Consider the following 20,608-nt stretch of genomic DNA (forward strand, 5'->3'; position numbering starts at 1 on the left):
CGCTTATACACACTCCTTCTCAGAATGAAAGACATTGAAGGGAATCAATTAAAAATTCATTCGTATACCCTTATTATGTTAGTCGCACACAAAAGTTCACATTAGGGAATGTCCTATTGAACCATTGGAATTCCCTTGTTCATTGAAAATTGAAACGATCCGATACTATTTCCTCACTATTTTTCTGCTTATTTCTGGCGATTTCTGAGAAAATGCTGTGAGTTTTCTGCCTTCTTATACTTATAGCTACAAGTAGAAGAAGGTATTTGTGAAACTAGTTATGTACTTTTATGAGATTAAACTTCCAAAATACTCCATTTCCCAAGAATTTCTTGTCACTTAACCTCTTATTCCTAACACTCGATTAGGGACTTCCCTCTTTTGCAAAAGGAAATGCCCTAGCTGGAAAATCAATGGTTTTTATCATGTTATACTGAAAAAAAATGAGGGGAATGAATGATTATGTCAGGACCATCTTTGCGCCAGTTACATGCTCATCACGCGATTCATCAAGGCGCCTTATCTGGAGCGCTAACTAAAACGGAGGAAGTAGAAGACTTGTTAAGAGCTAAAGAATTTGAAGTTGCGCGTCAAGCAGCAGATCATTTATTGGAGTTTTGGGAAACGCGTATCATTAGCCATGCTGATGCAGAAGAAGAAGGCTTTTATCAAGACATGATTCAACAAAAACCAGAACTTGAGAAAGCGGTTATTGACTTAACACGCGATCACGACATTTTACGAATCATTGCAGCTGATATTAAACAATTGCTTGTTGAAGAAGGACTGAGCTATGAAGTCATGAAACAATTTCACGCACTACTTGTAGTAAATGCTATTCATAGTCGCGAAGAAGAACGCATGCTACTAAAGGAGCCTTCAGTATGATTAAGACCATTGGTAGAAACGACTTATGTCTCTGTAATAGCGGCAAAAAATATAAAAAATGTTGTGAAGCGAATCATTCTTCGAAACAATTGGTTGAAGAACAAAATAAAGTGCTACAAGGCTTGTTGCAAGAGTTTTTCGAAAATCATCCACGCCCTTCTGAACAAAAAGAGTTAGTCAAATGGAAAGACCAAGTGGAAAATATTCTTGTGCCATTATATGGAGAAGACAAAGCAAATGGAATAATCGGAGACATCTTTTTCTTTTCAGAACATGTAGCTATTTGGAATTCTTTTATCGAACGAAAAATCCTTGAAGAAAGTCAAACACAACTAAAGCAAATTCTGAACTCTTGGATAAACCCATTGTTTATGGCAGGCAGAGTTCTTTCTATTTCCAATTACCGCGCGAAAGTTTGCGATGTACTGTCTGGAACAGTCATGGAAATTGAAGTGAACGAATCGTTCTCTGTAGAAGTTGGAAATATTGCTACGGGTTTTTACTTACCGGATGTTCGAGTGGGAAATCATTTTTTAATGGTATTAAACAGTCTAACCATTGCAGTGGATGTTAACGATGACAGTATTTCAAAACTCAAAGAAATGTATGATAGTTCTGAACTCCTTACAGTGCCTGATTTTTATAAACATAATATACTCGCTGTTTATCAAATCTTAAGCAGCGGTCTTCTTGGCGCTGAGCAAGTATCTTCAACAGTTCTTGAAAAGGTTGAAGAACTAGAGAACTTCCTAATCGAGCACGATTTAAAAAGTGATGAGTTCATCGAAGTGTTTTTCCATCATATAGAGCCTCTTGCAAAAATTCCTCAGGAAGCGATTGCAGGAGCGATTCAATTCGCTATTGATCACCAATTTATTCAATTGGAGTGGAACCTTGAAAAAACAGCTCACTACTTTTCGGTCACAACTGAAAACGCAACACGTTTCAAAGATGAACTTGACGCTTTTTATCATACAGCTATGCACAATAAAGAAAATGACGAAGAAAAAGAAGCAGTTTATGCATTTGAAGTGGGAACAGATCCAAAAGGCAATGAACTGCAGAACTGGCACTTGTATATGCATTTAAAAAATGCCACTATTTCGAGTGAAAATGAATTAAAACGGCAAATGGAGTATTATCACAGTAAATCTTATGAACCAAAAACAAAAGCTGAAAATGCTCAATTGCTTGCCTACGCTGCCTACACAAGCACTAATCGTACTGAGAATTTAGAAAAAATTCAGCAACTAGATCCAACAAATTCGGATGCTTTGCTACTAGAAGCTGAAGTAGAAACAGACTTGAAACAGAAAGAACTTCTACTTCAAAAAGCGATCGCTAGCAGCAAAGAACGCTTTGAGCCTGAAATGGATGTGGCTTGGCTTTATGTGCCAAACCGGTCGTATTTGCGGTCGTTGTTCTTGCTTGGAAATTTTTATTGGGAACAAGGTCGTTTTGAAGAAGCTTTCCCTCTTTACTATGAGCTGTTACGTTTAAATCCTGGCGATCATCAAGGTGCACGTTATTTAGCGGTCTCCACATTGATCGCACTTGATCGACTTCCAGAAGCTGAAAGTTTGATTGATCATTACGAAGAAGAGCTTAGTGATAATGCTTTCTATGCCTGGTTTAAGTGGTCAATTGAACGAAAAAAGAAAATACTTTCTCAAGCAACTCAAGCTCTGTATGTGAGAGCAGTAGATCAAAATCCATATGTGAAAAAATATATTAAAAAACAGTATGTGGCAGTCCCTTATCCGAAGTCTTTAGTTATAACACCACGTTCTCCTGAAGAAGCAAGTCTAATATGGACATTTTTAGCACCTACACTAAATGCTTGATAACACAAAAAAACAAGCCTCATTTTTCTAATTGAAAATGAGGTTTGTTTTTTTATGCTTAACTATTAATAGATCCAGTTTGGTTATCGTCTTTTGCAGAATCAAAATTTCCTTGTCCAACTCTTTTGCGTATTTCTTCTTCTGTTAATTTACTGCCAATTGGCCCTGTAGGAATATTTGTAGATCCACTTTCAGTTTCTGCACGTTCAACACGCGCAAACCCTGAATTTGTTTGACGTCCAATCCGTTCTCTTTCAGCTCTGCTTGAGTATGTTTGTTCCACGTTTTTTTCATCAGCCATATGAATACCTCCATTTCGACTTATTTTACGTTCTTACAATTTCATATTTACCTTATCACTTTTTTCTGATTAATCAAACATCAAGTACCTACTAATTTTATGAAACGATCTATTATTTTTAATTTATTTAAAAAAACGTTACAAAAAACTATAGTAATTGGAACCAGGAATTAATTACCACATTATAGTTTATTAAATATTCTAAAAATATGTAAAATTCAGTTGTTTTTTTATTATACTTTGTTAATATGTATAGATAAGATTACTTTTTAACTAATAAATAATAATAGAAAGGACTTTAATAGGCTTTTATACTTATTTTTTTGAAAGTAAAGTAGTTTTTATGTATTGTCTGTATTACCCATTAAAGGAGGACAAAAAATGATAAAAAAATTCTTTGCTACTGCAGCCACATTCGCTTTAGTTTTAACTAGTACAAATTTATTACCATCTGCCGCAACAAATGCAGAAAAACCCACAAATGTTAATCCAGTAGATTACGCAAAAGACATCAATTTAAATCCTATGCTAGAAGCACTTGTAAAAAGTTCTACCGGAGTTGCTATTAAAACAGTCGACTTTAAACAAGGCGTTAAATACGATTTTGCAGCCAGCAACAATATGACTGGTTTTACAAATGACTCTGCGGACAATCCCATTTCTGTTGAGATTCAAAACGGAACTCAGTTAACAACCCAAGAAATCGACGCCATTGCAGCCGATGATGGGAAAACCGCGATTACTAAAAGCAGTAACGGCTTTCCTTCTCAACGCTTTGTAGTTGATGTTTCTAAAGATATAACCGCCGGTAATGAAATTGAACTTTACTGGAAAGGTAAAACGTTATCTAGTGGACTTGCCAATTTATCTGCTTGGGATTACAAAGCTAGTACTTGGATTGCGTTGAGTCAAGTCGAAGGAAATCAAAACAATGATGAAATTGTTTTATCTTCCGAAATTGATCTTGAAAGATTTGTTAAAGACGGTAAAATTCAAGCAATGGTTCACGATTCTGGAACACTTACCGACTCTAAAGACAAAGACTTTACAATGCTCTGGTTTTCAGATACACAGTATTATGCAGAAGACTATCCAGAAGTTTGGACTTCAATGACAGATTGGATGATTGAAGAATTTAAAAAAGGAAGATATGAATACGCAATGCATACAGGAGATTTAGTCAATCAATACGACAAGCCAGAGCAGTGGGAAGTCGCAAAAGAAAACTTAGATCGTATGGACGCAGCCAATATTCCTTACGGCGTCTTAGCAGGAAATCGTGATGTCATGCCTGATCGAACACAAAAGGTTTATGATTATACGCTTTTCGGTAAATATGCTGGTTTAGATCGCTTTAAAGACAAACCTTGGTTTGGTGAAGCAATGAATGAACAAAACCAAAATCATTATGATTTGTTCTCATTTGGAGACCATGATTTCATTATGCTTTATCTTGGTTTTGGAAAAGATGGTACTAGTGAATCCGTTGAATGGGCTAATAAAGTGCTAGAACAGTACGCCGATCATAACGCAATTCTTGGTATGCATGAAAACATTAACTCTTTGGCTCAATATGTGACAGAGAGCGCCCGAATTGTGAACAGAGAAATTGTAAATCCTAATAAAAATGTCAAAATGGTTCTTAGTGGACATCACCATGGTTCAAATTATCGAGTTAAACAAGTTAAAAATGAAGATGGTACCGATCGTGAAGTATTGGAAGTCTTGGGGAATTATCAAGGGAATCTTGCTGATGACCGCGGACAAGGATATTTACGTTTGCTGACATTTGATCCTACTGACGAAACACTTGATTTTGTTTCGTACTCACCTTATCTTAATGATTTCGATTTTGATCAATTTGATCAAGCTAAAGAAAGCTTTACAGCAAACTTTGACTTAGCAGATGTTGAAGCAAAACCAAATCCAAGACAAATTGAAACAGACTATATGGCTGTTAATATTTATACTGACCAATTAATCGGTCAAGATACTAACTTGAAACCTGGTGAAATTGCTTCTACTCAGTGGAAGGACCTAACCGAAAAAACAACTTACCAGTGGTATATGAATATTACCAATGCTTCTGACGAAAGTGAAAAATCACCAATTTATCAGTTTACGACTGGACTTAAAGAACCTGAACCAGAGCCGGAACCTGTGCCAACAGAGCCAACATTCCCAGACGTAACACCAGAAAAACCAGACTGGGCTTACGAAGCAATTGAAAGAATGGCTGCAAGAGGTATAATTGAAGGCTATCCGGATAAAACTTTCAAGTGGAGAAATAGCATTGAAAGACAACATGTTTCGCTAATGTTTACTCGCGCATTGCCAGAACTGAAAAGCAAAGCACCTTATCAATACTTTAGCGATGTTCCAAAAAACCATAAATACTTCGAACCTATTATGGCTACTCAACAAGCCGGAATTGTGGAAGGGTATCAAAACAAATTCCGTCCTGCTGGTATGCTGACACGTCAAGAAATGGCAAAAGTACTCGTAATCGCGTTTGATATCGAGGAAAAAGGGACACATACATTCCCAGACGTTGATCCAAATGGTTGGTCAGATCCGTATATCGATGCATTATATGCTGCAGGAATTACAATCGGATCTCCTAATGGTAAGTTTAATCCAAAAGCAGATGTTACTAGAGCTGAGTTTGCTGTCTTCATGGATAGATCACTCAAATACACTGAAAAAGAATAAGCAAAAGAGCTTGCAGCTGATCACCTGCAAGCTCTTTTAATGTTCTATTGTTGAGTCGTTAAAACTTATTGCCTTTGTCTCCATGACGTTCTAACAGTTCAGCGAAAGATAAGTTTTTCTCGCGTTCTTTGCGTTCAAATATGCGTTGTGCTTCTTTTTCTTCTTCTAGTTTTTGCTCTTCTTGAAGTAAATCTTTTTTTGTTTCTTTTAACTTCGATAATATGTCTTCAGAAAATATACCATTAGCTTCTTCTTTTCTTCTAGCCACGAATTTTCTCTCCTTATGGACGCTTGATCACAGTTGCAATTCCTTGACCGCCACCGATGCACAAAGTCGCAAGACCTGTCTTGGCATCACGCTTGATCATTTCATGCAACAATGTAACAAATATACGAGTACCGCTTGCACCTATCGGATGACCAATTGCAATCGCTCCCCCATTCACATTTAAAATGTCATGGTTGAATTTTAATTCACGATCAACTGAAATAGACTGAGCTGCAAATGCTTCATTTGCTTCAATCAATTCGATATCAGCAAGTGACATATGCGCTTTAGATAAAGCATTTTTCACAGCTTGTACTGGACCAATACCCATTACAGCGGGATCCACTCCAGCAGTACCACTTGCTACTATTGTTGCGAGTGGTGTTAATCCTAATTCATCTGCTTTGGCTCTTGACATCACTACAACTGCTGCTGCTCCATCATTAATACCTGATGAGTTACCTGCTGTTACACTTCCGTCTTTTTTGAACGCTGGACGCAATTTCCCTAACTTTTCTTCATTAGAACTGCTTTTCACGTATTCGTCTGTTTGGAAAATAACAGGTTCTCCTTTGCGTTGCGGAATTTCTACCGGCACGATTTCTTCATCAAATCGACCCGATTCTATCGCAGCTGTTGCACGCGCTTGTGAACGCGCCGCGAATTTGTCTTGTTCTTCGCGCGTTATATCGTAACGATCACATAAATTTTCGGCTGTAACGCCCATATGGTAATTATTAAATGCACACGTTAATCCGTCAACCAACATGCTATCCACTAGTTTTTGATCACCCATACGGAAACCACTCCGAGCATTTTCCATTAAATAAGGAGCACGGCTCATATTTTCCATTCCGCCAGCTACTACAATTTCTGCATCCCCTGCGTAAATTGCTTGAAAAGCAAGCTGAATAGATTTTAATCCAGAACCACATACTTTATTGATGGTCATAGCTGGAATTGTTTCTGGTAAACCTGCATGAATAGATGATTGACGCGCTGGATTTTGCCCTAGCCCTGCTTGTAGCACATTGCCCATAATAACCTCAGATACTTGTTCTGGCTGGACTCCTGCGCGTTTAAGCGCCTCTTTTATAACGATTGACCCTAAAGTGGTTGCTGGAATATCTTTAAGAGCTCCTTGAAAGGAACCTACCGCCGTTCGGACAGCGCTTACAATAACAATTTCTTGTGACATGAATTTTCCCCCTTATTTGACTGTTTGTTAGTTGCTCTTTTATCCCTCTCCTCTATACAATGGAAAGTAGGAGGGATACTATGTTTAGTTTACCAAAAAATGCAACGATTATCGAGGTAGGGCCACGGGATGGTCTCCAAAATGAAGGAAAGCTTGTTAAAACAAAAGACAAACTTCAATTTATTGATGCTTTGCAGCAGGCTGGAATTCACGAAATGGAGTTAACTTCTTTTGTCTCTCCCAAATGGGTACCACAAATGGCTGATGCTAAAGAAATTGTGGCCGGAACCAAAAAAATGGGTCGACAATTTGTGTTAACACCAAATAAACTTGGCATTGATACGGCTCTTGAGTCAGACGCACAATCTCTCGCTGTCTTTGTGGGTGTTTCTGATACGTTTAATAAAAAAAACATTAACAAAACAACGCAAGAAAGCATGGATGCATTAAAACCGCTTGTTCTTGAGTTGAAAAAACAAGGTATCTTTGTTCGTGCCTGTATTTCTACTGCGTTTTATTGTCCGTTTGAAGGGGCTATTGCTCCAGAAGCAACCATAGCTCTTTGTCGAGAATTTGTCGATTGGGGAGTTGATGAATTGAGTGTAGCAGATACTATTGGTATGGCAAATCCAAAAGAAAGCTATGACTTATTCAATCAACTTGTTCAGGAATTCCCTGAAATTTTGATAGCCGCTCATTTTCATGATACGCGTAGAATGGCATTAGCCAATATCGTTTCAGCTTTACAAGCTGGCGTTACGAGGTTTGATGCTTCAGCTGGCGGTTTAGGTGGCTGTCCTTTTGCTCCTGGCGCCACGGGTAACGTAGCAACAGAAGATGTGGTTAATATGCTTCACCGCATGAATGTCCAAACAGGAATTGATTTAGATCTTTTATGCGTGGCAATCAAAACAATCGAGCCGCATGTGACAAATCCTGTGACAACAGGTATGTATACTTTATATAAAAACCGGTCTTGAGGAGCCTGTATTATGAAAAAAAGATTGATTTGGACTTCAGCTATTGCTTCTAGCGTTCTTACTGCATCGGCTACTGTTATTGGCATAATAGCTAGTAATCGATTGATGTATGTTAAGAAGAAAGACGATCAGCTTATTTTAGAACGAGAAACTAGCGCAAAACGTTATGACGAAGTATGGTACACAAACGTTCCAAAACATGAACAGTGGATCGAATCTGAAAATGGTTATCCGATTAAAGCTATATTTCTAGAACCTCATACTACTAATCGCTATGTAATTATTTGTCATGGTGTCACAGAATCAAAAGTAAATTCGTTTAGATTCGCCCGTATGTTTGAGCGTTTAGGATTTAACTCAGTCGTTTATGACCACCGGCGACATGGTGATTCAGGCGGCAAAACGACTAGCTTTGGTCATTTCGAAAAATTTGATTTAAAAGCTGTTGTCAAAGCACTCAAACTCCATGTTGGAACTGACTTGTTTTATGGCATTCATGGCGAATCCATGGGTGCTGCTACAACGCTTCTATATGCTGGCATGGAAGACACGGCAGATTTCTATATTTCCGATTGTGCGTACTCTGATATTTACGAACAAGTTCTGCACGTTATGAGAACGACCACACCACTCCGGACTACATTAGCCCTTCGTCTCGCAAGTCTATTTATGAAAATGCGTGATGGGTATTCGATGTCGACGGTCTCGCCTAGAGAAACGGTCCAAAATATCCAAAGTCCAGTTCTTTTTATCCACAGCCTTAGAGATGAATTTGTCTTACCCAAAATGAGCGAAGAACTGTACGAATTAAAAAAAGGACCAAAAAAATTAAAAATGTTTAAAGAAGGAGCTCATGCTCAATCGTTTAATATGAATCCAGAAGAGTACGAAAAAACTGTTGCTGAGTTTTTAATGACGTACAGTTTACTAACCTCTCACTAAAAAGAAATTCAATAACTTCTCTTCTATCTCGAAACATAAGAAAACACTCTGTGGAGTGCTTTCTTATGTTTCTTTCTTTTTGTTCAAGATAAGCTTCATACCCGCTTCTCCTTCGACACCAATAAACAATTCCGTAATCGGTCCACTTTTAACTATGCCTGTTACATGAAGTTCAATGGTATCCAGATTGTAATCAGTCATGTCTTTTACCAACTCTTGGATCTTATCTATAGACATCGGAAACGATTTCTTCATGTTTGTTGTCTCTAAATTAAATGTTCCGGTTTCTTTTTCATCTTCTTCGATCACAGGCAAGTAAAAACGCAACTCTTGCTGTTCACTCATTACTGATTCCTCCTTTAGTATTGACTTTAGCTTACACAACTGAAAAGTAACCTTTACAAAGACAATACCCGTTATCCAAAATTTTAATTGATAAATCTAGTCAAAATAAAAAAAGTACTCCGAAGAGTACTTTTATTTTTTAATTTTTTTTTCTGGTTTAGTTGATGCTTTATTCATTTGAGACATCATTTGATTGATTTTCTTTTGAGACGGTTTTTGTCCCATTTGCATCATCATGATTCGTAGCATTTCTTCATTGATTGGTGGGTTATCTTGCAAATATTTCATCATGTATCGACGTGCGATAAAGAATCCAAGTGCAACACCTGCGAGTAAAGCCACGATAACGATTACGATCCAGATCCATGTATTCATTCTTGTTACCTCCTTCGTGTTGCGTAAATAAGTAGTGCACCACAATGGATTATACTATAAAAAAAGAATTGTGACCATATGTAGGAAAATAATAAAAAAAGGGGAGCAGCAAATGCCCCATTCTCCATTTTATTTCTCGTTAACTAAGTTTTTAACTTTGTTAACTACGTTTTCAACCGTGAATCCAAGCTCTTCCATAATGCGATCTCCTGGCGCACTCGCACCAAAGCGATCAATTGCCAGAATTTCGCCTTCATCTCCTGTGTAACGATCCCAGCCAAATGAAGTTCCTACTTCTATTGCAAGACGCTTTTTAATTGTTTTTGGAATAACAGATTGCTTGTATTCCTTATCTTGTTTTTCAAAACGATCCCAAGATGGCATTGAAACGACCGATACGTTAATTCCTTCTTTAGCTAATTGCTTTTGTGCAGCTACTGCTAAACTAACCTCAGAGCCAGTCGCTAATAACAATGCTTGTGGGTTTTCAACAGGTGACACGACATAAGCACCTTTTTCAACGCCAGTTTCAGCAAGTTCTCCGCTCTTTTCTAGAATTGGTAAGTCTTGACGCGACAGTACTAATAAAGTTGGTGTCGCTTTAGCTGTTAACGCTAAACGCCAAGCTGCTTTTGTTTCATTAGCATCAGCAGGACGAACAACGCTCAAGTTTGGCATTGCACGAAGAGATGCTAATTGTTCCACTGGCTCATGAGTTGGACCATCTTCACCAACTGCTACGCTATCATGCGTAAAGACATATGTGACAGGAAGTCCCATTAATGCAGCCAAACGAATAGCTGGGCGTACATAGTCACTAAAGACGAAGAACGTTCCACCAAAGACATGCAGTCCACCGTGTAGTGCCATACCATTTAAAGCAGCACCCATTGCAAATTCTCGTACACCAAACCAAATATTACGTCCTTCAGGATGTTCAGCGTCAAAGTCGCCCGCGCCTTTAATATTTGTTTTGTTAGATCCAGCAAGATCGGCGCTACCACCAAAGAATGAAGGAACCGTTTTAGCGATTGCATTAATCATGTCTCCAGAAGAAGCACGCGTTGCTTGTTTTTTACCGGCTTCATACGTCGGGAATTCAGCATCAAAGTTCTCTGGAAGTTCACCACGAATAGCCATTTGTAATTGCTCAGCTAACTCGGGATGTGCTGATTCGTATTGGGCATATAATTCGTTCCACTCCGACTCAGCTTTTGCTCCTACTTCTTCAGTTGCTTGTTCGAAGGTTTCATACACTTCTTTCGGTACATAAAAATCCTCTTCGAATGTCCATTCGTAATGCTCTTTCGTCAACTTCATTTCATCCTCACCAAGTGGCGCACCGTGAGAATCTGCTTTACCTGATTTGTTTGGCGAACCGTAACCGATCACTGTTTTGACTTCGATCAACGTGGGCTTGTCTGAAAATTGCTTAGCTTGCGCAATTTTTTCAGACAAATCGTCTAATTGATTACCATCGTCTACGCGTAAGTAATTCCAACCGTATGACTCAAAACGTTTTTGTACGTTTTCAGAAAAACTTTTGCTCAGTGGTCCATCTAACGAAATATCATTACTATCGTATAGAATAACCAGTTTGTCTAACTTCAAGTGACCTGCAAGAGAAATTGCTTCTCCAGCGACACCTTCCATCAAATCACCATCGCCGCATAAAGCGAAAGTATTGTGATCAATAACGTTCATATCGTCTTTATTATAAGTAGCTGCTAAATGGCGTTCAGCCATAGCCATACCAACAGCCATTCCAATTCCTTGACCAAGCGGTCCGGTTGTAGCTTCTACACCTACAGTATGACCAAATTCAGGATGTCCAGGAGTTTTTGAATCCCATTGACGGAAGTTTTTGATTTCATCCATTTCCAAACCATAGCCGCTCAAATGAAGCAAACTGTATAAAAGCATGGAACCATGCCCTGCCGATAACACAAAACGGTCACGGTTAAACCAATTAGGGTTTTTCGGGTTGTGGTTCATGTGTTTCGTCCATAATGTATACGCCATTGGAGCTGCGCCCATTGGCAATCCTGGATGACCAGAATTTGCTTTTTCAATAGCATCGATAGAAAGTGTACGAATTGTAGTTACTGCAAGTTGATCTGCGTGGGTTGACATAGTAACATCCTTTCTCAAACAAATAGTTAATCCCTTTCTAGTTTAGTCAACAATAGAAAAGAATACAATGAAAAAGAGAATAAGTAGTTAATTCAAATACTTATTCTCTCGGATATTTTTGACCTTGTCCGGAGTTACATCATTTCCGTTAGGATCAATTACTTTTACGTTTTCAATTGTGCCACGCATTGTTTTGCGGAAAGTTTGCAAGTATTCTTGACGCAAAGCTGTTTGTTCATGTGCTTCTTCTTTTGTTAAGCCATCGGTTTTGGATTTGCGTGACAATTGGTTGATACGATTTAACTTATCGGGTGATAACATGTACATCCACCTTTCTTCTTTTCATATCGTACAAAAAAAGTCCGATTTCTGCAATGTTTTAGTCTTCCATCAGTCGTTCGTATTCTTTGTAACGACGATGTACTGTCGCTTTGCTCGCTTGATAGCCAAATCCTTGCAATGTTACGGCAATTTCACTGAACGTTAAGCCATTAGCCTTTAAACTTACGATTTGATCAATTGGTAAATCAATACGCTCTCGTCCGTCCGGATTGCCTTTGCCTTTAAGATTTTTTTCCGGTCTATACCCATTGTTTACAGCGCGTTTCATGCCTCGTTTGATTTTAGCATTATGTATTTTGCGCTGATATTCTTCAACGATAGCTAAAATTTCAAGCACCATATCATCCATATCATTTAGCGCAATAGGTCCTTGATCTGATAGCGTATACACATCAACATTGTATTTTTTCATTACGTGCAAGAGGGCTATCCTTGCATGCCCTCTACCTAGACGGGTCTCATCTTGAATGAAAACAGCGTCCACTGCATCTGTTTTAATGGCATTGAGCATTTCTAGTAATCCTTCTCGGTCCATTTCATAGCCGCTATGCTGATCGGAAAAGACACCGTCCACTTTATAGGATTGCTGAAACGCAAACTTCATTAGCTCTTCTTCTTGTCTCTCTAGTGAAGATTCTTGTGTGTCTTTTGTTGTGCTGACACGACAATATAATAATGCGATTTTCTTCATTCATTGTCACCTGCAAATTTTTTCGTTTCATCTGGCACGTAGTTAAGTTGATCACTAGGGATATCAAGAGAATCACCTGCGATAATTTTAGCAGTTGTTAAATTATTTTCTTTCATAATTTCTTCTATCCATTCATGATGCGGCGTCGAACCACTAAAAGATTCAGCTAAAGTCCACAGTGTATCGCCTTCTTTTATTTCAAGTTGGCTTGTTTGTGCACTGTTGTTAGTATGGGACAAAATTGCATAAAAAGTAAACAACATAATTAACACGAAAAATAAAATAAGATAAGTGTTTTGTCGGATGATTGTTATTTAAATCGCCTCCTGGGAATGAGTGTTCGGAATGTATGTTCTCATATTAATGCGAACAAGTGTTTTTGTCAACAATTAAAATTCGAACCTATGTTTGCATTTCAATGCCCGAGTTGGTATACTATTGGTAGAAATCAAGTAGAATTACTCAAAATGAGGTGAAACGGTTGAAAAAAGTATCTAAGCGTCAAGAAGACATCCTGACATTCATAAAAGAAGAAGTCCGCTTAAAAGGCTATCCGCCTTCCGTTCGTGAAATTGGTGAGGCCGTGGGTCTTGCATCTAGCTCGACTGTTCATGGTCACTTGGCCCGTCTTGAAAGTAAAGGCTTAATCCGTCGAGATCCGACTAAACCAAGAGCTATCGAAGTTATTAGCACTGATGAAGCTTTAATTGATAAAAGTCCTGTATTGCACGTACCTTTAATTGGTAAAGTAACTGCCGGTACACCCATTACGGCGATTGAGAACGTTGAAGAATACTTTCCACTTCCACAAAGTTATGGCACAGAAGATGATCACATCTTCATGTTAGAAATCATGGGAGAAAGTATGATCGAAGCTGGTATTTTAAACGGCGACTATGTTATCGTAAAACAACAACAAACCGCTAATAATGGCGATATCGTCGTCGCAATGACTGCCGAAGACGAAGCAACTGTAAAACGCTTTTTCCGAGAAGATAATTATTTCCGTTTACAGCCTGAAAATTCTTCAATGGATCCCATTATTGTGGAACAAGTATCTATTTTAGGTAAAGTTGTTGGCGTCTATCGCCAAATTCATTAATCCAAAAAACACCGTGAAAAATTTCACGGTGTTTTTATTATGTAAATTTGTTATCCTTTTAAACAGCTAAACGCTAAAATAACTGGAATTCGTTTTCTTCTTTCGTATCCTTCTTCGTCTTGAAAATGATGTCGACTTGGCATCCCCTCGCGTAACCCTGTTACATTAAAACCAGCCTGTGTTAAAGCGGTAAAGTAATTCTCAACGGTACGGTGATATTTGACCACTATTTTATCAATCCATGGCTCTTTGCGTTCGCCTTCTATAAAATAATCATCCACAATCCAATTGCTTCTTTTTTCACCCGACTCTTTGCTTGCAAAAGAAGACGTGGTTAATGGATGTTGTATACTAAAGATAAATTTACCTCCATCTTTCAAACTCGCATGGACATCCCGAAACAATTGATCTACTTCTTTTAAGTAGTGAATGACTAAGCGAGAAGTGACAGTATCAACCGATTTTTTTGGAAAGTCAAATGATTCAAGTTTTGACTGTGTAAGTTCTCCTGAAAAACCTGCTAAGTTTTGAATCGCTAAGTCAATCATTTGTCCAGACCCTTCAACTCCATGATAGTTACATGCACCGTTCGCTAATAGTTCTTTGCCAAAACTCGCATCTCCGCATCCTAAATCTAATATGCGTTGGTGTTGAAACGATCCAAGCAATTCATAAATTACTGGTTTTTCAATACTGTTATTCGGACTATCCACGCGATTTCTTCTTCTCAAATAGTTAGTTAAAAAATCCGTCTCTTCGTAAACAGCTGGACCTTTAAATTCCATTACAATTCCTCCTATTATTGACTTTCATCAAAATAATGCCGTAAAAAAAGATGCTGCTTCTGCAACACCTCTGTGCAGCTTATCAAGAAGAAACCTTCTACAATTCGCTGACTTTTATATAATTAACTAAATTGATTGTGATGCGATAAATATTGCTTGTTTCATTATCGGAAACTTCGTAAGTACCATTTGATGGGATTTGACTTAATGCCGATTCTTTATCCACAGCTTGAATGTGATGAACAAACGTATTTTCTTTATCAAAATTAAATTCTACTCGAAACATCTTCATGAAATGGCCTCCTCTAATCTACTAAGGTTTTCTTTTCTTTCTGAATAAGTGTACCATAGTCCAAACGCTATTGCTGTTTAGACAATTCTTTTAGAACAATGACTTTTAGCGCTAATAGCTCATCTTCAGTTAACTCTTCTTCCAACTTATCGATCACGTCTTCTGTTGACATCGTGCCTTTTTCAACTTGAGACTTCATTTTGACTAACTTGGTAAATCCTACTTTTTTCACTAATGTATTAGCAGCATCTTCAGTTGTTTGGAAAGGCAAAGACTGTTGCGATTGTGATTTTTCTGGTGCTTGCTGCTGCTCTGAAATCTCTGCTTTTTCTATATATTGAATCATTTGCGGATCATTTTCTACATATTCCACTATTTTTTCCATCTGTCCACTATCTTTCAGTTTTTCAGTCGCTTCAAGTACGAAACGTTCTGCCGATAAATCAGGTCCAACAACATACACACCGATCCCAGCAAATGAAAAAAAGATCAAAAAGATGATGATGGTCATCAAAAAGCGCATTGTCAACATCCCCTCTGCTTTTAGATTATTATAACAGCATATGAGAAAATGTGTATAAACTTTCCAAAAAAACCTCAAATCCCTTTTAAAAGGAGTTCGAGGTTTTTTTAATTACGAATTTTCAATTAATCGTTGTTTCCGCTGCTCAGCAATCCACCAATCGATATGTTCTAAGTTAAATATAATGACATCTTTATAGGCTTTGCGATGCGGAATTTTTCTTCTCAACATTAAATCAGTAATCTCTTCTACAGCCAGTGGATAATCTACTGACTCCAAATAATTGACTAAATTCGGTAGTCCCTGAATTTTCCTCAATTTAATCCCCTCCCACAAAATCCTCCTTTCGATCTTTCAAAAGGAAAATTCAGTATGAGTTACTAAATTTACAGGCTGCACTATACTATATCCTTTTTACATAGATAGTAAACCTGAAGTGAGAATTGATTTATCGTCAAACGAGAAAAAACCGCTAGAGCTTAAAGCTCTAACGGTTTTCATCTTAATACATCTTCAAATATTGTTCACGTTCCCAAGGGTGTACGCTTGTGCGGAACATTTCCCATTCAATTTCTTTTGCTTCGACAAAGTTATTTAAAATATGTTTGCCTAATGCCTTAGTCATAACTTCATTTTTTTGTAGTTCTCGTAATGCGTCATAAAGCGAACTTGGAAGATCTTCGATGCCAACTGCTTCACGTTCTTTTTGATTCATCATGTAGATATTGCGGTCTACTGCTTTTGGTGGCGCTAAATCTCTCTTGATGCCATCAAGACCTGCACCTAATAATACAGCCATTGCTAAGTATGGATTAGCTGCAGGGTCAACTGAGCGTACTTCTACACGAGTAGATAATCCACGTGATGACGGGATACGTACTAACGGACTTCGATTTTGTCCTGACCATGCAATATAGCAAGGCGCTTCATATCCTGGTACTAGACGTTTGTATGAGTTCACAAGTGGATTTGTAATTGCTGTATATCCTTTAGCATGCTCGATAACTCCTGCGATAAATTGGTAAGCTGTTTTGCTTAGTTTCATATCGCCGTCTTCATCTAAGAACGTGTTGCGTTTTCCATCAAACAAAGAAACGTTCATATGCATGCCTGATCCACTAACACCAAATAACGGTTTAGGCATGAATGTTGCGTGAAGACCGTGTTTACGTGCAATTGTTTTTACTACCAGTTTAAACGTTTGAATATCATCACACGCTTTGATTGCATCAGCGTATTTAAAGTCAATTTCATGTTGTCCTGGTGCTACTTCGTGGTGAGAAGCTTCGATTTCAAAGCCCATTTCTTCAAGCTCAAGAACAATATCACGTCGACAGTTCTCACCAAGGTCCATAGGCGCTAAGTCAAAATAGCCACCATGATCATTTAACTCTAGAGACGGCTCGCCGCGTTCATCTAGTTTGAATAAGAAAAATTCTGGCTCTGGGCCAAGATTAAAGTGTGTAAATCCAAGCTCTTCCATTTCTTTTAAAATGCGTTTTAAGTTGTTGCGCGGATCTCCAGCAAATGGCGTGCCATCTGGGTTATAAATATCACAGATTAAACGAGCAACTTTTCCTTTCCCAGTAATCCATGGGAAAACCACCCATGTGTCAAGGTCTGGAAATAAATACATATCGGATTCTTCGATACGTACAAATCCATCGATAGAAGATCCATCAAACATCATCTTATTATCGAGTGCTTTGTCTAACTGAGATGTTGGTATTTCAACGTTTTTAATGACTCCCAGAATATCTGTAAATTGTAAACGAATAAAATTAACGTTTTCTTCTTTTACTAATCTGTGAATATCTTCTTTTGAATACTTGCTCATGTTCGCTTCACTCTCCTATGAATGTTGTATGTGAGCCCATTATTAATGAAAAAAACGGGATAAATCACTTTGCTTAAAGCCACCTAATTCGTACGGTCTTGCTTGATGTTTTAGTTGTTCTCGCAACAATATGCGCAACTCTTCATCACTTATATGCTTAGGTTCTACTTTTACATTCTCATGTCGTAAGCCCAAGTCAAATATTTTTCTAATTCCTGCCATATTGAGTCCTTGATCTAAATAATCTTTAATTTCAAGAAGGATATCAACGTCATCCAACGAAAACATACGCTTGTTGCCTTCTGTACGAGCAGGATAAATTAACTCATGCTCCTCATAATAACGGATTTGTCTCGCTGTCAATTCTGTAAGTTGCATAACGATACTGATTGGGAGAAGCGGCATTGTCCGTCGCACCCGGTTCGTCATAAGATTCACCTACTCTAATTAATTATTACTTACAAAAGTATATAATATGTTAGGTTTCTTGTCAAACTGATGTAAGTTTTCCTTACATCGATTTCATTATGTTTTTAGCTCGAAATCTGTCAAACTAATTTCAACTTGTTTAACTCATCAACTGAGTTAAGAACCGCAATTTTAACGTGCTCGTATGTAAGACCACCTTGAACAAAGGCTGTGTAAGGGGGACGAATCGGGCCGTCAGCTGTCAACTCAATACTCGACCCTTGAACAAATGTGCCTGCTGCCATGATGACATCGTCTTCATATCCAGGCATATACGCCGGTTCTGGCTTAAATTGCGCATTGACCGGAGAACTTGCTTGTATCGTTTGGCAAAAAGCAATCATTTGTTTAGCAGTTTGAAAAGATACCGACTGAATCAAATCTGTCCGTTTGTCACTCCAATGAGGTGTTGTTTCCATTCCGGCCTGTTCTTAATAAGGCTGAAGTAAAAATAGCTCCTTTTAAAGCTTGCGAGACAATATGAGGCGCCATAAAAAAACCTTGATACATATCTGGCAGAGCATTGAGTGATGCACCTGCCTCCCCACCTATACCCGGTGAGGTCATTCGGTAACCACATTTTTCAACTAATGCTGTTCGTCCCGCAATATAGCCGCCGATCTTCGCTAAACCTCCACCTGGATTTTTAATTAAAGAACCCGCGATCAAATCTGCTCCGACTTCAATTGGTTCACGCGTTTCTACAAATTCTCCATAACAATTATCCACAAATACAATAGCTTCTGGTTTTATTCGGCGAATCGATACAATCATTTCTTCTATTTCTTCTATCGTAAAAGAAGGACGCGTATCGTATCCTCTAGATCGTTGAATGGCAATCATTTTTGTTTTTCCTGATATCGCTTTTTCAGCTGTTTGCCAATCGATTTTATTATCAAAAGTTAATTCGATATGCCGGTAACTGATGCCAAAGTCATTTAATGACCCAGTATCTTTTTCGCCACCCGAAACGATAGAATCCAATGTATCATAAGGTTTGCCTGTTAAGTAAAGCAACTCGTCACCAGGCCGCAGTATGCCGAACAAGGAAATCGTGATGGCATGTGTTCCTGAAATGATTTGAGGACGTACGAGTGCGGCTTCAGCTCTAAAGACATCTGCATATACGCGTTCAAGTGTATCTCGTCCATCATCGTCGTAGCCATAGCCAGTCGAAGGATTGAAATGATGATCACTTACGCGCTGGTTGTGAAAAGCAGCCAATACTTTTTTCTGATTTACATAAGCTGTGTCATCAGCTAATTGGAGCTGTTTTTCAATCGTTTTTTCTATTTTTTTAATGGTAGTTAACATATAATTCTCCATTCTTTCTAATTTCTCTTTCTATTATGGAGCATGACTTGAAATAGCGTCAAATTCTGCTACAATTCATAGAGTTACATGTTGAGGAGGAAAAAGGCTATGGCTTGGGAAGTACTAAGCGCCATTGGTACAATTGCTTTTGCGGTATCTGGCGCAATTATCGCCATGGAAGAAGAATACGATATTTTTGGCGTTTATCTTCTTGGCGTTGTCACAGCTTTTGGCGGCGGTGCGATCCGCAATCTATTGATTGGCGTACCTGTTTCTGCTTTATGGGAGCAAGAATTCATGTTTCAGCTGGCCTTTATTTCGATTACAATTGTTTTCTTATTTCCACATAATTTGCTTGGTCATTGGAATCGTTGGGGTCACTTTTTTGACGCCATTGGGTTGTCCGCATTTGCGGTTCAAGGTGCGATTTATGCAGTCGAACTAAACTTGCCTTTGTTCGCCGTTATTGTTGCAGCAGTATTGACAGGATCTGGTGGGGGCATTATACGAGACATGTTAGCTGGAAGAAAACCGCTCGTGTTAAAATCAGAAATTTATGCTGTATGGGCCGCTTTAGCTGGCTTGTTTATCAGCTTTAATTGGGCTGAATCTGATTTGATGCTTTACTCGTTATTCGTGCTTATTACGATTTTGAGAATTTTGTCTTATACCTTTAAATGGCGATTGCCCGCTCGTAAAATTCAAGTATCCTAAAAAAACAGACCTACCGGCGTATATCACCGAGGTCTGTTTTTTTATAGTTATGCGATCGTCTCACCATTCCAAGCAGTCATGCCACCCTCGATGTTGGTTGTGTTAATTTTATTTGACTCTAGAATACCGCAAGCCATTTCGCTACGGCGTCCTGCTCGACATACCACATGATATTCTTTTTGAGCATCAAATTCTCCGATGCGTTCTTCAACATCACCAAGAGGAACATGTTTTGCGCCTGGAATCATTCCGGCAGCCACTTCGTCCGCTTCACGAACATCGATAATGTTCAACTCTTCTCCAGCTTCCACACGTTTTTCCAATTCATCTGCTGTAATGATTTTCATGAATACCCCTCCTGAAAATAAATCTCATTTATACTAAAATGCTATACCCATACAAGATAACTGTCAACCTGAAAAGTGCAGGCTGCCGTGTAGATTCGACGGGCATAAGACGCACTGGCGAAGCGGCGTTCTTTGTCGCACAGCCCAGAGTGGCTTATGACCCTAGAATCTGACTGCCGGAGCTAGACAACCCGAAAAGTGCAGGCT

Annotated in this window: 23 protein-coding genes and 1 pseudogene; 7 read left to right on the forward strand and 17 right to left on the reverse strand. The window is 38.4% G+C overall.

Annotated elements, in window-relative coordinates:
- Nucleotides 1-462 precede the first annotated feature (462 nt).
- On the forward strand, nt 463-888 hold the full coding sequence (locus tag I858_RS10415) for a hypothetical protein (protein WP_049693462.1): 426 nt from the start codon (nt 463-465) through the stop codon (nt 886-888).
- Complete coding sequence (locus tag I858_RS10420) at nt 885-2,732, forward strand: tetratricopeptide repeat protein (RefSeq protein ID WP_049693213.1); 1,848 nt, start codon at nt 885-887, stop codon at nt 2,730-2,732. Before I858_RS10415 ends, I858_RS10420 begins: the two co-directional genes overlap by 4 nt.
- Nucleotides 2,733-2,790: 58 nt before the next feature.
- Here I858_RS10420 and I858_RS10425 read toward each other — a convergent pair whose 3' ends face one another.
- The gene (locus I858_RS10425) at nt 2,791-3,033 is read right to left on the reverse strand and encodes a hypothetical protein (protein ID WP_049693214.1); all 243 of its coding nucleotides are present in this window, start codon (nt 3,031-3,033) and stop codon (nt 2,791-2,793) included.
- Nucleotides 3,034-3,414: 381 nt separating this feature from the next.
- Here I858_RS10425 and I858_RS10430 point away from each other — a divergent pair, with 381 nt between their 5' ends.
- Complete coding sequence (locus tag I858_RS10430) at nt 3,415-5,745, forward strand: S-layer homology domain-containing protein (RefSeq protein ID WP_049693215.1); 2,331 nt, start codon at nt 3,415-3,417, stop codon at nt 5,743-5,745.
- Between the two features lie 58 nt (nt 5,746-5,803).
- On the opposite strand, the gene I858_RS10435 is transcribed toward I858_RS10430, so the two are convergent.
- Entirely contained in the window at nt 5,804-6,013 is a 210-nt protein-coding gene (locus I858_RS10435) for a DUF3886 domain-containing protein (RefSeq protein ID WP_049693216.1), read from the reverse strand.
- Nucleotides 6,014-6,026: 13 nt separating this feature from the next.
- On the reverse strand, nt 6,027-7,211 hold the full coding sequence (locus I858_RS10440; RefSeq protein ID WP_049693217.1) for an acetyl-CoA C-acetyltransferase: 1,185 nt from the start codon (nt 7,209-7,211) through the stop codon (nt 6,027-6,029).
- An 80-nt stretch (nt 7,212-7,291) separates the two neighbouring features.
- Between I858_RS10440 and I858_RS10445 the strand changes: the two genes are divergently transcribed.
- Together I858_RS10445 and I858_RS10450 are read left to right on the forward strand one after the other, a co-directional pair.
- The gene (locus I858_RS10445; RefSeq protein WP_049693218.1) at nt 7,292-8,191 is read left to right on the forward strand and encodes a hydroxymethylglutaryl-CoA lyase; all 900 of its coding nucleotides are present in this window, start codon (nt 7,292-7,294) and stop codon (nt 8,189-8,191) included.
- A 12-nt stretch (nt 8,192-8,203) separates the two neighbouring features.
- Nucleotides 8,204-9,133 (forward strand): alpha/beta hydrolase, encoded by a 930-nt coding sequence (locus tag I858_RS10450; protein WP_049693219.1) that lies wholly within the window; start codon nt 8,204-8,206, stop codon nt 9,131-9,133.
- A gap of 63 nt (nt 9,134-9,196) precedes the next feature.
- On the opposite strand, the gene I858_RS10455 is transcribed toward I858_RS10450, so the two are convergent.
- From I858_RS10455 to yneA, 6 genes are all read right to left on the reverse strand, one after another.
- Nucleotides 9,197-9,478 carry a hypothetical protein gene (locus I858_RS10455; protein WP_049693220.1) on the reverse strand — a complete coding sequence of 94 codons (282 nt, stop codon included), beginning with the start codon at nt 9,476-9,478 and terminating at the stop codon, nt 9,197-9,199.
- A gap of 132 nt (nt 9,479-9,610) precedes the next feature.
- A complete protein-coding gene (locus I858_RS10460; protein WP_049693221.1) occupies nt 9,611-9,853 on the reverse strand; it encodes a YneF family protein in 243 nt (80 codons plus the stop codon).
- A gap of 129 nt (nt 9,854-9,982) precedes the next feature.
- Nucleotides 9,983-11,986: a transketolase gene (gene tkt / locus I858_RS10465; protein WP_049693222.1), complete on the reverse strand. Its 2,004-nt coding sequence runs from the start codon at nt 11,984-11,986 to the stop codon at nt 9,983-9,985.
- Between the two features lie 87 nt (nt 11,987-12,073).
- A complete protein-coding gene (locus I858_RS10470; RefSeq protein ID WP_049693223.1) occupies nt 12,074-12,307 on the reverse strand; it encodes a DUF896 domain-containing protein in 234 nt (77 codons plus the stop codon).
- Between the two features lie 58 nt (nt 12,308-12,365).
- Entirely contained in the window at nt 12,366-13,019 is a 654-nt protein-coding gene (locus I858_RS10475) for a YneB family resolvase-like protein (protein ID WP_049693224.1), read from the reverse strand.
- A complete protein-coding gene (gene yneA / locus I858_RS10480) occupies nt 13,016-13,333 on the reverse strand; it encodes a cell division suppressor protein YneA (RefSeq protein ID WP_049693225.1) in 318 nt (105 codons plus the stop codon). Before yneA ends, I858_RS10475 begins: the two co-directional genes overlap by 4 nt.
- Nucleotides 13,334-13,500: 167 nt before the next feature.
- On the opposite strand from yneA, the gene lexA reads away from it, so the two are divergent.
- Nucleotides 13,501-14,121: a transcriptional repressor LexA gene (gene lexA, locus I858_RS10485; RefSeq protein WP_049693226.1), complete on the forward strand. Its 621-nt coding sequence runs from the start codon at nt 13,501-13,503 to the stop codon at nt 14,119-14,121.
- Between the two features lie 50 nt (nt 14,122-14,171).
- On the opposite strand, the gene I858_RS10490 is transcribed toward lexA, so the two are convergent.
- The 7 genes and pseudogenes from I858_RS10490 to I858_RS10520 all read right to left on the reverse strand — a co-directional run bounded on the left by I858_RS10490 (nt 14,172) and on the right by I858_RS10520 (nt 19,340).
- Nucleotides 14,172-14,906: a class I SAM-dependent methyltransferase gene (locus tag I858_RS10490; protein ID WP_049693227.1), complete on the reverse strand. Its 735-nt coding sequence runs from the start codon at nt 14,904-14,906 to the stop codon at nt 14,172-14,174.
- A gap of 97 nt (nt 14,907-15,003) precedes the next feature.
- On the reverse strand, nt 15,004-15,198 hold the full coding sequence (locus I858_RS10495; protein ID WP_049693228.1) for a hypothetical protein: 195 nt from the start codon (nt 15,196-15,198) through the stop codon (nt 15,004-15,006).
- A 67-nt stretch (nt 15,199-15,265) separates the two neighbouring features.
- Complete coding sequence (locus tag I858_RS10500) at nt 15,266-15,721, reverse strand: hypothetical protein (protein WP_049693229.1); 456 nt, start codon at nt 15,719-15,721, stop codon at nt 15,266-15,268.
- Between the two features lie 111 nt (nt 15,722-15,832).
- Nucleotides 15,833-16,039, reverse strand: a complete 207-nt coding sequence (locus I858_RS10505; protein WP_049693230.1) for a hypothetical protein — start codon at nt 16,037-16,039, stop codon at nt 15,833-15,835.
- A gap of 184 nt (nt 16,040-16,223) precedes the next feature.
- Nucleotides 16,224-17,558 carry a type I glutamate--ammonia ligase gene (gene glnA, locus I858_RS10510; protein WP_049693231.1) on the reverse strand — a complete coding sequence of 445 codons (1,335 nt, stop codon included), beginning with the start codon at nt 17,556-17,558 and terminating at the stop codon, nt 16,224-16,226.
- Between the two features lie 42 nt (nt 17,559-17,600).
- The gene (locus I858_RS10515; RefSeq protein WP_049693232.1) at nt 17,601-17,987 is read right to left on the reverse strand and encodes a MerR family transcriptional regulator; all 387 of its coding nucleotides are present in this window, start codon (nt 17,985-17,987) and stop codon (nt 17,601-17,603) included.
- Nucleotides 17,988-18,106: 119 nt separating this feature from the next.
- Nucleotides 18,107-19,340 (reverse strand): annotated as a pseudogene (locus tag I858_RS10520) (methionine gamma-lyase family protein).
- Nucleotides 19,341-19,448: 108 nt separating this feature from the next.
- Here I858_RS10520 and I858_RS10525 point away from each other — a divergent pair.
- Nucleotides 19,449-20,054, forward strand: a complete 606-nt coding sequence (locus I858_RS10525; RefSeq protein ID WP_049693233.1) for a trimeric intracellular cation channel family protein — start codon at nt 19,449-19,451, stop codon at nt 20,052-20,054.
- A gap of 47 nt (nt 20,055-20,101) precedes the next feature.
- Here I858_RS10525 and I858_RS10530 read toward each other — a convergent pair whose 3' ends face one another.
- Nucleotides 20,102-20,401, reverse strand: a complete 300-nt coding sequence (locus tag I858_RS10530) for a rhodanese-like domain-containing protein (RefSeq protein WP_049693234.1) — start codon at nt 20,399-20,401, stop codon at nt 20,102-20,104.
- Between the last annotated feature and the right edge of the window lie 207 nt (nt 20,402-20,608).

It is taken from the genome of Planococcus versutus (assembly GCF_001186155.3).
In the GTDB taxonomy this organism is placed as follows: Bacteria; Bacillota; Bacilli; order Bacillales_A; family Planococcaceae; genus Planococcus; species Planococcus versutus.

Bases quoted from the DNA above. Each gene is read 5' to 3' on its own strand.
- I858_RS10415 (WP_049693462.1), top strand. From the start codon at position 463: ATGTCAGGACCATCTTTGCGCCAGTTACATGCTCATCACGCGATTCAT.
- I858_RS10420 (WP_049693213.1), top strand. From the start codon at position 885: ATGATTAAGACCATTGGTAGAAACGACTTATGTCTCTGTAATAGCGGC.
- I858_RS10425 (WP_049693214.1), bottom strand. From the start codon at position 3,033: ATGGCTGATGAAAAAAACGTGGAACAAACATACTCAAGCAGAGCTGAA.
- I858_RS10430 (WP_049693215.1), top strand. From the start codon at position 3,415: ATGATAAAAAAATTCTTTGCTACTGCAGCCACATTCGCTTTAGTTTTA.
- I858_RS10440 (WP_049693217.1), bottom strand. From the start codon at position 7,211: ATGTCACAAGAAATTGTTATTGTAAGCGCTGTCCGAACGGCGGTAGGT.
- I858_RS10445 (WP_049693218.1), top strand. From the start codon at position 7,292: ATGTTTAGTTTACCAAAAAATGCAACGATTATCGAGGTAGGGCCACGG.
- I858_RS10450 (WP_049693219.1), top strand. From the start codon at position 8,204: ATGAAAAAAAGATTGATTTGGACTTCAGCTATTGCTTCTAGCGTTCTT.
- I858_RS10455 (WP_049693220.1), bottom strand. From the start codon at position 9,478: ATGAGTGAACAGCAAGAGTTGCGTTTTTACTTGCCTGTGATCGAAGAA.
- I858_RS10460 (WP_049693221.1), bottom strand. From the start codon at position 9,853: ATGAATACATGGATCTGGATCGTAATCGTTATCGTGGCTTTACTCGCA.
- tkt (WP_049693222.1), bottom strand. From the start codon at position 11,986: ATGTCAACCCACGCAGATCAACTTGCAGTAACTACAATTCGTACACTT.
- I858_RS10470 (WP_049693223.1), bottom strand. From the start codon at position 12,307: ATGTTATCACCCGATAAGTTAAATCGTATCAACCAATTGTCACGCAAA.
- I858_RS10475 (WP_049693224.1), bottom strand. From the start codon at position 13,019: ATGAAGAAAATCGCATTATTATATTGTCGTGTCAGCACAACAAAAGAC.
- I858_RS10490 (WP_049693227.1), bottom strand. From the start codon at position 14,906: ATGGAATTTAAAGGTCCAGCTGTTTACGAAGAGACGGATTTTTTAACT.
- I858_RS10495 (WP_049693228.1), bottom strand. From the start codon at position 15,198: ATGAAGATGTTTCGAGTAGAATTTAATTTTGATAAAGAAAATACGTTT.
- I858_RS10500 (WP_049693229.1), bottom strand. From the start codon at position 15,721: ATGCGCTTTTTGATGACCATCATCATCTTTTTGATCTTTTTTTCATTT.
- glnA (WP_049693231.1), bottom strand. From the start codon at position 17,558: ATGAGCAAGTATTCAAAAGAAGATATTCACAGATTAGTAAAAGAAGAA.
- I858_RS10515 (WP_049693232.1), bottom strand. From the start codon at position 17,987: ATGACGAACCGGGTGCGACGGACAATGCCGCTTCTCCCAATCAGTATC.
- I858_RS10525 (WP_049693233.1), top strand. From the start codon at position 19,449: ATGGCTTGGGAAGTACTAAGCGCCATTGGTACAATTGCTTTTGCGGTA.
- I858_RS10530 (WP_049693234.1), bottom strand. From the start codon at position 20,401: ATGAAAATCATTACAGCAGATGAATTGGAAAAACGTGTGGAAGCTGGA.